13 protein-coding genes and 1 pseudogene are annotated in these 13,178 nt (G+C 68.3%); 9 read left to right on the top strand and 5 right to left on the bottom strand.

Annotated elements, in window-relative coordinates; all coding sequences use genetic code 11:
• Positions 1 to 18: 18 nt before the first annotated feature.
• Complete coding sequence (locus tag ACTWQA_RS32385) at positions 19 to 1,704, bottom strand: PQQ-dependent sugar dehydrogenase (protein WP_443162805.1); 1,686 nt, start codon at positions 1,702 to 1,704, stop codon at positions 19 to 21.
• Positions 1,705 to 1,728: 24 nt separating this feature from the next.
• Here ACTWQA_RS32385 and ACTWQA_RS32380 point away from each other — a divergent pair, with 24 nt between their 5' ends.
• Both ACTWQA_RS32380 and ACTWQA_RS32375 read left to right on the top strand, forming a co-directional pair.
• Complete coding sequence (locus tag ACTWQA_RS32380) at positions 1,729 to 2,193, top strand: aldo/keto reductase (protein WP_443162804.1); 465 nt, start codon at positions 1,729 to 1,731, stop codon at positions 2,191 to 2,193.
• A complete protein-coding gene (locus ACTWQA_RS32375) occupies positions 2,190 to 2,435 on the top strand; it encodes an aldo/keto reductase (protein ID WP_443162803.1) in 246 nt (81 codons plus the stop codon). Before ACTWQA_RS32380 ends, ACTWQA_RS32375 begins: the two co-directional genes overlap by 4 nt.
• A gap of 262 nt (positions 2,436 to 2,697) precedes the next feature.
• On the opposite strand, the gene ACTWQA_RS32370 is transcribed toward ACTWQA_RS32375, so the two are convergent.
• The gene (locus ACTWQA_RS32370) at positions 2,698 to 4,800 is read right to left on the bottom strand and encodes an NACHT domain-containing protein (protein WP_443162802.1); all 2,103 of its coding nucleotides are present in this window, start codon (positions 4,798 to 4,800) and stop codon (positions 2,698 to 2,700) included.
• 179 nt (positions 4,801 to 4,979) lie between these two features.
• Here ACTWQA_RS32370 and ACTWQA_RS32365 point away from each other — a divergent pair, with 179 nt between their 5' ends.
• Positions 4,980 to 5,420 carry a sigma factor-like helix-turn-helix DNA-binding protein gene (locus tag ACTWQA_RS32365; protein WP_443162801.1) on the top strand — a complete coding sequence of 147 codons (441 nt, stop codon included), beginning with the start codon at positions 4,980 to 4,982 and terminating at the stop codon, positions 5,418 to 5,420.
• Positions 5,421 to 5,532: 112 nt separating this feature from the next.
• Here the strand turns inward: ACTWQA_RS32365 and ACTWQA_RS32360 are convergent, their stop codons facing one another.
• On the bottom strand, positions 5,533 to 6,531 hold the full coding sequence (locus ACTWQA_RS32360; protein ID WP_443162800.1) for a MarR family transcriptional regulator: 999 nt from the start codon (positions 6,529 to 6,531) through the stop codon (positions 5,533 to 5,535).
• A gap of 178 nt (positions 6,532 to 6,709) precedes the next feature.
• Between ACTWQA_RS32360 and ACTWQA_RS32355 the strand changes: the two genes are divergently transcribed.
• The 3 genes from ACTWQA_RS32355 (at position 6,710) to ACTWQA_RS32345 (ending at position 8,541) form a co-directional block, all read left to right on the top strand.
• Positions 6,710 to 6,880 carry a hypothetical protein gene (locus tag ACTWQA_RS32355; protein ID WP_443162799.1) on the top strand — a complete coding sequence of 57 codons (171 nt, stop codon included), beginning with the start codon at positions 6,710 to 6,712 and terminating at the stop codon, positions 6,878 to 6,880.
• Positions 6,881 to 7,196: 316 nt separating this feature from the next.
• Positions 7,197 to 8,024 (top strand): hypothetical protein, encoded by an 828-nt coding sequence (locus tag ACTWQA_RS32350; protein WP_443162798.1) that lies wholly within the window; start codon positions 7,197 to 7,199, stop codon positions 8,022 to 8,024.
• A 10-nt stretch (positions 8,025 to 8,034) separates the two neighbouring features.
• Positions 8,035 to 8,541, top strand: a complete 507-nt coding sequence (locus tag ACTWQA_RS32345; protein WP_443162797.1) for a hypothetical protein — start codon at positions 8,035 to 8,037, stop codon at positions 8,539 to 8,541.
• 197 nt (positions 8,542 to 8,738) lie between these two features.
• Here the strand turns inward: ACTWQA_RS32345 and ACTWQA_RS32340 are convergent, their stop codons facing one another.
• Positions 8,739 to 9,206: a hypothetical protein gene (locus ACTWQA_RS32340; RefSeq protein ID WP_443162796.1), complete on the bottom strand. Its 468-nt coding sequence runs from the start codon at positions 9,204 to 9,206 to the stop codon at positions 8,739 to 8,741.
• A gap of 299 nt (positions 9,207 to 9,505) precedes the next feature.
• Between ACTWQA_RS32340 and ACTWQA_RS32335 the strand changes: the two genes are divergently transcribed.
• Positions 9,506 to 10,492: a MucR family transcriptional regulator gene (locus tag ACTWQA_RS32335; RefSeq protein ID WP_443162795.1), complete on the top strand. Its 987-nt coding sequence runs from the start codon at positions 9,506 to 9,508 to the stop codon at positions 10,490 to 10,492.
• Positions 10,493 to 11,331: 839 nt separating this feature from the next.
• Here ACTWQA_RS32335 and ACTWQA_RS32330 read toward each other — a convergent pair.
• Complete coding sequence (locus tag ACTWQA_RS32330) at positions 11,332 to 11,574, bottom strand: hypothetical protein (RefSeq protein ID WP_443162794.1); 243 nt, start codon at positions 11,572 to 11,574, stop codon at positions 11,332 to 11,334.
• Between the two features lie 449 nt (positions 11,575 to 12,023).
• Between ACTWQA_RS32330 and ACTWQA_RS32325 the strand changes: the two genes are divergently transcribed.
• Positions 12,024 to 12,203, top strand: a complete 180-nt coding sequence (locus tag ACTWQA_RS32325; protein WP_443162793.1) for a hypothetical protein — start codon at positions 12,024 to 12,026, stop codon at positions 12,201 to 12,203.
• 821 nt (positions 12,204 to 13,024) lie between these two features.
• Positions 13,025 to 13,178 (top strand): annotated as a pseudogene (locus ACTWQA_RS32320) (IS701 family transposase); the annotation flags it as partial.

The raw sequence follows: 13,178 nt of genomic DNA, 5'->3' as shown, positions 1-13,178 counted from the left end.
CACGCGGGCGGGCCGCTGTCACGGGCTCGCGCACTGGTAGCCGGTGGGCAGTTGTGTGTTCCCGTTGGGACGAGTGGCCTGGAAGCCGAACGTGGTGCTCTGGCTCGCCGCGAGCGTGCCGTTGTGCCCGGCGTTCCTGGCCGTGACGGTCTGCCCGTTGACGGTGAGCGCGGCGTTCCACGATCCCGTGATGGTGTGGCCGGCAGGCAGCGTGAACGTCACCGTCCAGCTGTTGATCGTGGACGTGCCGGTGTTGGCGACCGTGACGGGCTGGATCACGTAGCCGGTGCCCCACTGGGATTGGGTGGCCGGCGTCGCCGTGCATCCGCCGGTGGTGGTGCCCCCCGAGGTGGTGACCGTGACCGTGTTGGACACGGGGGAGAGGTTGCCGGCCGCGTCGCGGGCGCGGACCTGGTAGCGGTAGGTGGTGTTGGCGGTCAGCCCGGTGTCGGTGAACGACGTGGTCGCCGAGGTGCCTGCCTGGGAGAAGGCGCCGCCGGACGAACCTGGCGCGCGCAGGATGTCGTAGCCGGTCACGCCGACGTTGTCGGTCGAGGCGGTCCACGACAGGGCGGTGCCGGTGCTGGTCGTCCCTGACGCGGCCAGGTTGCCCGGCGCGGTCGGCGCGGTGGTGTCGGTTCCGCTCGTGGCCGGTGGGATGCGGATGATGCGGTCGTCCTGGGCCACCGGGGTGCCGCGGCCGTCGCGGTTGCTGGTCGCCACCCAGAGCCAGCCGTCCCCGCCGACCGCGACCGCGCGCAGCCGACCGTAGGTGGACTGGAGCTCTGCCAGCGGTGTGCCCGCGCCGCCGCTGCTGGTCAGCGGCACCGTCCATAACCGCCGGCCCTGAAGCGCCGCCGCGAAGAGCGTGTTGTTGGCGTACGCCAGCCCGCTCGGCGACGCCTCCGCGGTCGTCCACGTGAGGATCGGGTTGCGGAAGGACGTGTTGCCGCAGGCGCCCTCGCACGTGGGCCAGCCGTAGTTGCCGCCCGCGACGATCTGGTTGATCTCGTCCCAGGTGTTCTGGCCGAACTCGGTGGCGTACATCCTGCCTTGGGAGTCCCAGGCCAGGCCCTGTACGTTGCGGTGGCCGTAGCTCCAGACGCGGGAGCCGGAGAACGGGTTGCCCGACGGTATGCCGCCCGTGGGCGTCATGCGCAGGATCTTTCCTGCCGGGCTGTTGAGGTTTTGGGCGTTGGCGGTGTTGCTCGCGTCGCCGGTCGCCACGTACAGCATGCCGTCCGGGCCGAAGGCGATGCGGCCGCCGTCGTGGATGGCGGCCCTCGGGACTCCGGAGAAGATCACCGTCTGCGTCTGCGGGGCGCTCAGCTGGAGCCTGACCAGGCGGTTGTCGCCGCTGGTGCTGGTGAAGTACGCGTACACCCAGCCGTCCTGGGCGTAGGAAGGCGACACGGCGATGCCGAGCAGGCCGCTCTCACCCGAGGCGCTCACCCCGCTGATCGTGGCCACCGTGGTGGGCGTCTGGCCGGGGCGTACCTGGAGGATGCGCCCGGTGTTGCGCTCGGAGACCAGCGCGCTGCCGTCCGGCAGGAACGCCAGCGCCCAAGGAACCTGCAGGCCCGTGACGGACACCTCCGCCCGGGAGAAGTCGAAACCGCCCACCACCTGGGCGCGTGCCTCGGGAACGTTGATGAACAGCGCGAGCAGCGCCAAGACCATGACCGGAACGACACGGGCGCGCATGACGGACTCCTTGACCGGATCGCCGTGGGCGGATGTCAGCACCGTAGGCATGCGAAGGGCCGGATCTCAATCTGCGTGCCCGGCGCGATCTGGCTAGCTGCGAGGACACGTGAAACTTTCAACGTTCGCCGGCGAGTCCGAGGCTGCCCAGTAGGGAAAGTCGTGCCGCCAAGAGATGTAGCGTATAGCTTACTGATCAGCTACGAGCTCAGCGTCGAGGATTCCCTCACCCGCATGGGTGTCGACCGCATCGACCTGCTCTTTCTGCACGACGCCGAAGAGCGCTTCGAGGCCGCTCTGCGCGACGGTTACCCCGCGCTGGCCGAGCTACGGGCAGAGGGCATGGCCGGCGCCATCGGGGCGGGCATGCACGACACCGGCATGCTCACCCGGCTCGTCCGGGAGGCTGACGTCGACACCGTCATGTTGTCCCATCGCGCCCCGGGCCAGATGCGCGATTCGACCACCGGCCCGCCTCCGAGGAGGTGATACAGCGCGCGCACCGCATCGCCGATGTCTGCGAGGCCCACGGCGTGACACTGCCCGACGCCGCCATGGCCTTCCCCCTCCGACACCCGGCGGTCGCCGGCATCGTGGTCGGCATGCGCTCCGCCGAGGAGGTACGGCGCAACCTGGCCGCGTTCATCAGGCAGGTGCCTGAACGCCTGTGGACCGACCTGGCCGCGACCGGCCTCATCGACGAGCGGGTGCCGCAGGCAGCCCGGCGCTGATCATTGATCCGTCCGCTACCCTCCCTGCCGACGGCACACGTTACCCGCCATGGACATGGTGCTGTGGTGCGGTCACGTAGCGGTGGGCGCGGGCCACCAGGCCAGGGCCTTCTTGTGCTGGCCGCCGCCATGGCCCCAGCAGCACGAGGGGCGGTTACCGGCGGCATCGGCGGGTGACCACAGCACGCCGGTGATGTCGTCGAGGACAAGAGACGTTCCGCGAGACCGTTCGAGGTGATCTCCGATCTTGTGATCGCTTACGTTACACATTCTGACGGCCTGTGAGATGGTCCTGTAGTTGCGCGTGGCGGAACTGATAGACGGGGCCGACCGATCGCAGCAGCCCGAGGCGGTGGGCGTCGTCGAGGAACGTTATAAGCCGTGAGGGCGCGTCTCCACGCCAGGCCAGCCGCCACATGCTGATTTTGCCGAGCAGCCAGGCATGATGATCCCCGACCCACAGCCCAACCAGAAGCCCGCTCACGAGTCCGCAGGCGAGTCCGCCCACCGGCCTGAACACGAGCCCGCCCACGACCGCGCCCAAGAGCCCGAACATGCAGGCGCGGAGAAGGGTGAGCCTCCTGTCGGCTCTCCAACTGGACAGAGGCGTGATCGGGGCTGTCGCGGTTGTGGGCTGTTCGACCCGCTCCAAGATGGCGGCGAGCACGGGCATGAGCCCCAAGCCGAGCCCGCCGGCCAGCCCGACCTGAAGCCAGCTCACGGGCCTGAGGCCCATGAACGCGACCGAGAAGCACGCCAGCCCGAATCCCACCACGAGCGCGCTCGTGATCCCGAGCATGAAGCGGACGGAGGGCCGCGGGAAGGGTATTGTCCTGCGGAAGCGGAGATCGGCAAAGCCGGGCGTCTCATGGATCCACTCCCGGGGTGCGAGTGTGGTCACGAACCAGGCCACGAATCCGGCCCCCAGCACAAGCCCTGGCTTCACCGGTCCCGTGAACCCGATCACCGGCCAGACCAGAAGCCCCGTCGTGATCCCGATCACGAGGCCGGCCACGTTCCACATGCGTCGTCGCTGGGATGGGGTGGTGGCCTGGCGGACGAGGTGCCACCAGATGAGATCGCGGGTGTTGTGAGCGGTCAGGAGACCGGCGAGGTAGGTGAGGTAGTGGCGAGCCTGGTCGGGGTTCCAGGCGTTGCGAGGGCGGAAGTGTTCGGCGGGGTCGCGGGTGGGCGGCCTGGCGGAGATTACGGCGGGGATGAGCTGGTCCAGGAGGTGATCCTGAAGCGATTCCAGCCGATCGGCCGAAGGCTCGATGAGAGGTGCCGGATCGGCGGCGGTGGAAATGTAGACGGTACGGATCAGCCATAACCCCAGCGGGCTGGAGGCGACGTCGGCGAGGCCCGACGAGGTGCCGCTTTCGAGTGCGGCCAGGACAGAACCCCAGTCGTGGCGGGGGCGGGGTGGCAGGCAGGTGCGGAGGTAGGCGGCTGCCGTCTGCCGGGTCAGCGGGCGCGGGACGATGACGGCGGCCGCGTTGAGCACGTCTCCGGCCTCTTCCACAGCTGCCGACAGTTCTTCGGCGCGGCTGGTGAGGATGAGTTGGTCGCGGTCGGCCAGAGAGCCGTTCAATGCGCTGACGACGCGGGCACGCGCCTGGTCGGGGAGTTCGTCGAGGCCGTCCAAGATGGGCAGGATGTGACCGCGGTCGACGAGCGCCTTGGCAGCACCTGCTCCGAAGGCCGGAGCGGTCAGTGCGGGGTAGTTCTGGGCGAGCCGGACGGCCAGCCACTCTTGAAGCCGCGGGTGAGCGTCGATGTCCCAGTCGGCGATCGGCAGCAGCACCGGTGCGGGGTCCTCGTCCTGGCGGCCGGGGCCGGCGAGTTCCAGCAGGAGCTGCACGGCCAGGGTGGTCTTCCCGCTGCCTGGCCCGCCGGCGATGACCAGCCTCCGACGCCGCAACGCCCGGAATTGCGCGGCGAACTCCGGCGTCCGATCGCTGGAGCCGGCAAAGTGCTCCGCGGCGTCTCCGATCAGGTGCGGGTGGTCCATGAGACCGGCATCGTCGGTCATGTGCCAGGCGACGCCGATCGGTTCAGGATCGCCCAGGGCCCGTATTGTCGTCTCGGTCCGCCACTGCTCCGTGACCAGGGTGATCAGGATCTTCTTGGCCGCGAGGACGACCTCGTCGCCGACCACGGCGGGAATTTCGGCGGAACGCCGTCGGGCCCACACGGTCACCGAGACCGCGAGCGCGACAGCGGCCAGGGCGACAGCGAAGAGATCGGCGATGTTGACCTGTTCGCCGAGGTTCACCGCGCGGACCACCAGGCTAACCGCGATGATCAGCGCGACTACCGCCACTCCGGCCACCAGGAGCGGCCACCTCAATCTGCGCTCGTTCACAACGCACATGCTCGCCTGTCCTCCAGCCGGCGGTCATGCCCGGGAAACCAAAGGTGATCATACGGTTGCGAAGAAGGCATCCCACTACGCTGAAACGGCAACCCCGAGGCGTACGCGCAAAGCCCTGGTGAACCAGACCATCTCGCAGGCGCAAGCGGCTCGAGCTGCCCGGGGCCGAGTTGCCGGAACCCGCCGAGCCCGGGCCTGGGCACGACGACGCGACCGTGCGCCGCCTCGCCCTGCGGCACGCGCTGGCGCAGCTCACGCCGAAGCAGCGGGCGATGATCGTGCTGCGCTTCTACGAGCACCGCACGGAGCACGAGACCGCGCAGCTCATGGGCGTCTCTCGGCACCGTCAAGAGCCAGACGAACTACGCGCTGTCGAAGCTGCGCGCGCTCACCCCTCAGGAGGTGTACCGGTGAACACGGTACGCGAGGATCTCCACGCACTGGCCGAGCAGGCACCTGCCGGCGATCTGGCGGCTCGTGCGGTGCGGCGTCCGCGCAGGCGTCGCGCGACCCGCCTGGCGGTGGCCGCCGCCGCGGTCTGCGTGATCGCCGGCGGTGGTGGCATGCTGCTCCACCAGGAGCGCCCCAGCCAGTGGTCAGCCGCTTGCTAAGGTCGTTTAGCCACGTAAGGCAAGCTCGGTCACCAGGTCGACGACGACGTTCAGGCCGGGAATCTCTACCGGACGGGCGGCGCTCGCGTGAGACGTCCCTCCGCGTCCGGGGTCAGGACGGGGTCTGGTGGCGGATCAGGTCGGTACCGAGGCGGGTGAGCTGGTGGATGACCATGTTGGCGTGGCGGGTGCTGGTGATCAGCCCGGTGCGGTGGAGTACTTGGGCGTGGGCGCTGGCCGAGGACAGTGAGGTGCCGGTCCGGCGGGCGAGTTCGCTGGTGGTGCAGCCGGCGGTGGCGGCGACGCAGCGCAGGATGCGGGCTCTGGTGGCGCCGAGCAGGTCGGGCAGCGCGTCACCGGGGCCGTGGGTTGGGGTGCGGCGAGGGGCGGGGTAGATCAGGACGGGTGGCAGGCTGGGGTCGGCCAGTGCGACCGGGGTGTAGCGGCAGAAGTAGGAGGGGATGAGGGTCAGGCCGCGGCCGCGCAGCGCGATCTGGTAGCGGCCGGTGGCGTAGTCGGTCTCCAGGATGGGGGGTCGCCAGCGCATGGCGGGTCCCAGGGCGGCGAGCATGGCTTCCACGCCGTGGTCGGTGAGCAGGCGGGTGAGGCGGGCGCGTTCGCGGCCCAGCGCGTGCTCCATGGTGGTGCGGTGTGGGGCGAAGGCGGTCTGGCAGTAGCGGGCGGTCAGGTCGGCCAGGCCGGTGATGGCGCGCTGGTTGCCGCGGGCCAGGTCGTCGAGGGTGGCGGGCAGGGCGGTGTGCCGGCGTAGCTGGTCGAGTTCGCGGCGGACGCGGGAGGGCGGGGTGTCTGCCAGCGCGTCGATGCCGTTCTGCGGCCCGGTCTGGGCTTGGTGTGGGGTCAGGAAGTCGGGAAAGTAGGCCTTGATCGGCATCAGCGGCAGCAGGGTCCGCCGTACCGGCTGCAGCAGGCCGGTCTCGGCGAGGTCGGCGCGGGCCTGCCGTCGCCAGGCGGTCATGTCCGCACCGCCGCCGGGTTTTTGCAACACGTGCAGGCTCATCGCCAATTCCCACAGCTCATCGATGCCCGAGGCGATGCGCAGCCGGGCCAGGTCCTCCCCGGTGAAAACGATCCTCAAGATTCCCCCGGCCATGCCCCTGATGCTGGCTCGCGCGGATCGCAAAGCGATCAACGCTGTGTCGACGGCGGACGGGCGCAGAGCGGTGACCTGGGTGTTCCGGCTCAGGCTGGAACAGGGTGACGGGCGGGGGCGGCGCAGTGTGAACTGTCTGGGACCGGTCGCCGACAGCAAGGGAAGAGGCATCCTTTCGATGATCGAACACGTGAGGCGGATCGCCGCCGCCGCAGCCGTCACCGCCGCCGCGGCGCTGGCCGGGCTCGCCCTGGCCGCAGGCCCCGCCGCCGCCGGCGACGAGTTCTGGCCCAAGGGCAGCGGGGTCGCGCCAATGGGCGACGAGTTCTGGCCCAAGGGCACCGGGTAGCAGACGGGTCTGGTGGGTGTGGGAACGCCCTGGCCGTCCCCCTTTTTCGGCGGCCGGTGGGCGTTCCTGCGTGCGCCCCCGCTCCAGGGCAGGCCCCGCGCGCTGGCGGATCACGACTGGTCGTTTTTCCGCTCCCGGACATTTGCGACTCAGGAGATTCATGCGCAGACCACTGCACGCCGCTCTGACGCCGGCAGCCGCCGTGTTGGCAGGGAAGCCAAGGATCCTGCGGACGGGTGCGCTCGCCCGGATTTATGGCGTGTGCCAAATCAGGGATGTCGCGAGGCGAACGCTGGGAGCGGTCGTACTGGCGGGTGTGACCGTGGGGTGCGCCGCCCAGCCCGTCCAGCCGCTGACGGAGGCCGAACTCCTCCAGGTTGAGCGGGCCGAGCAGGCGCTGATCCAAGAGTGCATGACCCGCCACGGGTTCCGCTACTGGCCGCCGGCCCAGCTGAGCGCGGAGGAACGCAAAGGCTCGAAGTTCATGCTGACCGACGTCAACTGGGCACGGAGGAACGGATACGGCGGGCAACTGCGCAACCGGGTCATGGCCGCCAAGGCAGGGAACCAGAACCATGTCTATGCCACCGGGCTCCCCGCCGGCGAACTGGCCCGATACAACCGGGCCCTTGACGGCGGCGATGCCGCGTCCACGATGACCGTACGGCTCCCCGCTGGGGGCAGCGTCACCAGCCGGACGGGAGGCTGCACAGCCGAAGCGTACGAGCGACTCTATGGCGACCGGTCCACCTGGCTCAGGGTCAGCACGATCGCGACCAACCTCCAGCCGCTCTACATGCCGGATCTCGTCGACGACCGGCGGTTCGTGGCCGTGCTGCGGAACTGGTCGCAGTGCATGGCCGGGCGCGGTCATCCATACCCCAACCCCGTGGCGATCCGCTCCAGCCTGCCAAGACTCACCAAGGGCCTGGATCCGGCCGCGGCCCACGCGGTCGAGGTCGAACTGGCGGTGGCCGAGGCCACCTGCGCCCGGTCGGCCTCCTACCCCGAGATCGCGCGTTCGCTGGAAGACGACTACCGCGAGCGCGCCGCAAGGCCCTACTCCCGCGAACTGGACACCTACCGGCGGCTGGGACGCGCCGCTTTCGAACAAGCCAAGCAGATCAACGAAACCCGACACTGAGGAGAACAACATGCGCAAAACCCTGACCGCGCTCGGCCTGAGCGCGGCGCTCATCACCGTGGGCCTGACCGTCCCCTCAGCCGTGCAGGCCAGCACCCGCTGTGACCAGGAGTGGGACGCAGTGCCCGGCGATCATCGCGACGGCCGGGTCCGTATCTGGCGGGATATCCACTGCACCAACATGCTCGGCTACGCGTCAGGCGACGACTGGGACTGGGGCGACGGCACGGGCGAGATCAAATCTGCCACCAACACCGTCTCCTCGGTGATGAATAACGGAAATATCGGCGGGTACGACGTCGTAGCCTTCTACGACTACACCGGCTACGACTGGCGCTACGGCTACACCTGCTTGAAGCCGGGCCAGTTCTATGCCGACAGCCTGGAGGACGACAGGTTCACCAAGCGCACCGCCGGTGCGCACACGGGCAAGACCTTCAGCGCCAACGACGCGATCTCCTCCCACAAGTGGGTGACGCAGGGCGACTGCACCAACTTCCTCGACGGCGGCAACTGAACACGGGCCAGACGCGGCCGGCCGAACTGGTGGGCCGCGCCTGGCCCTCAGCGATACACCCGGTGCTGTGACCGGAAATGATTACCGGGCGCGAGCGAACCGGGCTGAGAATCCCTGTGAACGTCCTTAATGATCATGGACGCCCGATCCTCGCAACGTGAGGAAGCCGTAGCACGCGGAAGGCTCGCGACCCACTGTCAGCGTGCCGCTCCCGCGAGGACCGCCGCCGCCTGCTCGTCCAGCGGCTCCAACAGCAGCGTGCTCGTGTCCGCCTCGGCCGCCAGGGCGACCGCGCGCCGCCCGGCGGCCAGGATCTCGACGGTGCGGGCGCTGGCCCGGTCGGCGAGTTGCTTCGGGGTCCACGGCTTCCGTGGCCTGCCCGACTTGGTCTCTCCTTCGCCCCGGGCGGCCGGCGTGGAGGCGAGGTAGTCGCGGACCATCTCGTACAGGTCCACCGCAGCGTCGCCCGCTGCCGCGGTGTCGCCTACGGCCTCTGCGCGGGCGGCGTCGAGCCCGGTGAGGATCATCGCCATGGACAGGCGTTCGGTGAAAGGCTGCCCGAGTTCGAGTTCGGCCCACCGGTAGTCGGCCGCCAGCGTCGGCCGCAGCGCGGCTGCCAGCATCAGGTCTTCGAGCGAGGCCAGGACGCACAGCGCACAGGACATGTCTGGTCAGGCCCCAGCTGTAGCCGGCATGGGGCCGTAGCCCCGCTTCCCGGTATGGCGTCGACCCGGCTGGGCACCGCCAGTCGTACCCGCTGCCGGTCCTCGCCACCGAGCAGACGCATCAGTAACTCGCCCGAGCTGGGCGGTTGCCGGGGTCCTTATCGGCGTCGAGGCGAGCACCGGGCGCGGGGCAGCCGCGACAGGTCGGGGAGCGCGTCGGCCACCGGTTTCCCCTTCCTGAACCGGATCATCACCCTCCTTGAGTACCCTGCGTGACAGATCGCGCCGAAGGAGAGATTGTGGGCAAGGCCGGGCATCTGCGGAAACCGTTGTCGGAAGCGGAACTGGCCCAGGTTCCCAAGGGGGAACAACCGGAGGAGGATGGCCTGCTGGTGTGTCTGGAGTGTGGCCGGTGGTATCGCGGACTGGGCGGCCACGTCGTCCGCCACGGCTACAGCGCCGATGAGTACCGACAGCAGTTCGAACTGCCCCGCACCCGCGGCCTATGGGCCGCGGACGCCCGGGAAGGCGCGGGTCGGCGGTCCAAGGCGCGTGCCGGGAAGTATCCCAAGGCAATTGAGACCCAGCTCCGCGGCACCCCCGAAGAACGTGAGCGCGCCCTGGAGGCCCAGCGGGAGTCCGCGCGGCGCGCAGGGACGCAGCTGCGCAAGCGGGAGTTCATCGAGCAGCGCAGCGCCCTGCAACGCGAGCGGACCCGGCAGAAATACGAAGAATTGGCCAAGGCGGCTGGGTACGCGGGGATCGACGACTTCATCGAGCAGACCCAGGAGCAGCCCGGGGTGGTGCTGGCCGAACTGCTGGGCATCTCGGTGTCCGCGGCCAAGTGGCTGCGTCGGTACCATGCTGCCGACTTCAACCTGGAGCACCATCCGAAACCGCCCGAGCCGCTCACTCCAGAGGAGCTTGCCGCTCTGGTCCCCGGTGAGCAGCCGACAGAGCCGGACTGGGTGCTGTGCCGCGAGTGCGGCCACTGGTTGAAGGGGCTGGCCCGGCATCTGACCGTCAAGCACTCGTTAACCAGCGCCGATTATCGGGCGCGTCACGGGCTGGCCAACGATGGGCCTCTGATGGCGCCCAACGCAGCCGAGGCCAACGTGCGTAGCAAGCGCGAGCGTCTTGATCGGCGGGCTCGGCAGCACGGGTACGCCGGAGCCGCCGATCTGATCGATAAGACGCGCGCTGATCGGGCGGCCAACGTGGCCGTTCTGCTCGTCATCGATCCAGCCACCGTGCTCACCCTGCGCAAGCGGTATCCCCCGAGGTGACCGGACCGACGTGATCGAGGCGTTGGGGTGGTGCTGGCGGTCCTGCGCCGATCTCGTGGAACAGCTCCATGACCCGGCCTCGGCCTCGCCGAGGGCGAGGGCGCACGCCGCGTTCGCCAGCCTGATCAGGCAGGCGGCCTTGGTGTAGGGATGGGCGTCGCCGACCGCCTTCACCGCCTGATGGAAGTATTCGATGGCCTGCTCGGGATGGCCGGTGCCTTCATGGACTCTTCCCAGGGCATTGAGCGCGAATGACCCGGCGAGTCTGTCTTCCATGCCGCGGCTGCGGGTCAGCGCCTGGCTCGCGAGGTCCAGCGCCAGGTCATGCATGCGAAGGGTCGGATCTCAATCTGCGTGCCCGGCGCGATCTGGCTAGCTGCGAGGACACGTGAAACTTTCAACGTTCGCCGGCGGGGGGCTGGGTATTTCTCAGGGCCTCCCTGACGCGGCGGCCTGCCCGGGAACGCTGCCTCCACTCCGGCCAGGCCTCTGGTGGAGGTTTACCGGCGGCTTCGCACAATCTCGTGGATCGCACTCATGAGTTCAGCATCGTCGGCAAGAGGCGGGCTGTTCTCGTCGCCGCAACAGGCAGGTTTGGGTTGGCCACGGCCTGCGCCGTGGCCAGACCGATCGGGCAGGTTGAAGGCCCTTTCAAGGAAGGTGTGGGGGTCGGTGCGGTTGTCATGCCTCTCGAGGATCAAGAAGGCGACGGTGTCGATCCTCCTTCACCCTTCGTGGTGTGCCGGAATCGCGCACGATGGCATCGACCTGCTTGGCTACGATGACGTGAAAACGGGGTGCGCGGGGGGATTCGCCAGAACGGCGCGCGCGTCGGCTCATCAGCGGAGCAAACCCTCCAGATCGTCCTCGCCGTACTCTACGAAGTCGGTGGTCTCAGACAGCGTGTCCTGTGCCTGCTGCAGCAGATCCCGGTCTCGGAGCGCGGCGATCACCTTGGTGAGCCTCCGTCCGGGATCATCTTCGCCGATCTCGCGGAGGACCACCAGGACCCGCGCCAGTGAGGTCGCCGACACGCGAGTTATGCCTTCGCCGGGAACCGCTTCGACCACTCCGTGGCTCATCCATGAGCGAACGGTGGGAACTGTCACACCGAGGACAGAGGCCGCTGTGGACAAGCGCACAGCACTCGGCCTCGGCCCACGGTCGTGCCGTCGAGCCATGCGGCAGATCGCCAAGTGAAGAGCTCGATCGGTAGTCCGTCGCTGTGCGAGGGACATGAGGTCGGCGAGATCCTCGACTACGAGCCGAGCCTGCTCATCATGTACGGCCATGGCGTCTATCATATCAATACTTCTTTCAAAAATGAGTATGATATTGAAAGTTGTGGTATCCATCGGGCCGGCACGCTGACCCCTGCCGACCGCTCATGCCTGCGTCCTGATGGGACGCGTCGCAGGCATGACCCCCTGCGCCATCCACCATTCGGTGGATTTCCAGATCAACCACATCCACCGCGAATCACGGCCAACGGGGCGATCCCCGCCGTGAGCTGGAAAATCATGATTGATCCATGGCAGTCATCGACGTCACCGACCTCACCAAGAGGTACGCGGACCACACCGTACTGAACGGCATCTCGTTCTCCGTCGAAGAAGGCGAGATCTTCGGCCTTCTCGGCCCCAACGGTACCGGCAAGCCCATTAGCGGTCTGGGGCGCTCTCGGTTTGGTAACGATGCGTGGACCTGCTAGGAGGTTCTCACCTGCGAGATTACGTGATCTGGGGCGCGGAGGTGTGGGGGTGGAGGAATCGTTGCGGTGGTGCTGACTTCATGGGGCAAGATCACAAAAGGGGGCATTACAATCGTCCGCCAATTGGGGAGGGGCCGCGCCCCTGCCCCCGTACTCTCCTCCCCGCCCCCCTTTTGTGATCTTGGAGGGGTCCCCATGAAGTTGGCTCCGAAACGATTCGGTAGCCCCCGCCGTGTTCTGCGGCGGTTGTCCCATGGCGGTCTACGGCGAGTCCAGCGGGCCAACGGCACGCAGTGTGGGGGCCAGCCCGTGGGGGTTCCCAAAAGGTCTTTAAAGGGCTTGGTCTGGCTTCTTGCAGCCGAGTGGGCAGGGTGCTGTTCCGATGGATGTGGCGCGTTCGTCGCCGCCGCCGAGTTGGATGACTTCTCCGGTGCCTAGGCAGTAGCCACAGAGTCCTGTGCCGTGCAGTGAGGGGTGTTTCCAGGCTGGCGGGGGTGTTGGTGGGGGATGGTCGCCGCGTTCGGCTGGTTCGTGTTCTCCGCCGACCCATCCGCGTCCTTGGCAGAAGCGGCATCGTAGGAAGAGGCCGCCGCTGAAGCGGGTTCCTCGGCGGCCTTGGCACTCGGGGCATGTGATGGGGTCGGTCATTTACGTCCGGTTCCGTTGCATGCGGTGCACTTCTTCCATACCCGCTGGCGCTTGGTGTCTCCATTCTGGTCGATCCATTCGCCGCCTGCACCTAGCCCTTCAGTCGTAGATCCTCTTTTCCGTGGCAGTTCAGTGGTGTCCGCGGTGGGTAGCCGCCGTGCATGCAGGTCCCGGTGTTGGACATCTCGCCGGTCGTTACTGACCGGGAACGCGCGGACGAGTGGGCAGATCAGCTGGAGGACCTCCTGGTAGAGGTGGGGTCGATCTTCCCTCGGGCTGATTTGCGGCGGCGGGCGGCTGCCTGTGTGCGGGGCCTGCTGGGGCCGT

Source organism: Nonomuraea sp. 10N515B (genome assembly GCF_052245915.1).
In the GTDB taxonomy this organism is placed as follows: Bacteria; Actinomycetota; Actinomycetes; order Streptosporangiales; family Streptosporangiaceae; genus Nonomuraea.
The sequence above is the reverse complement of the archived record's forward strand: the minus strand, read 5'-3'. Positions and strand labels throughout refer to the sequence as shown.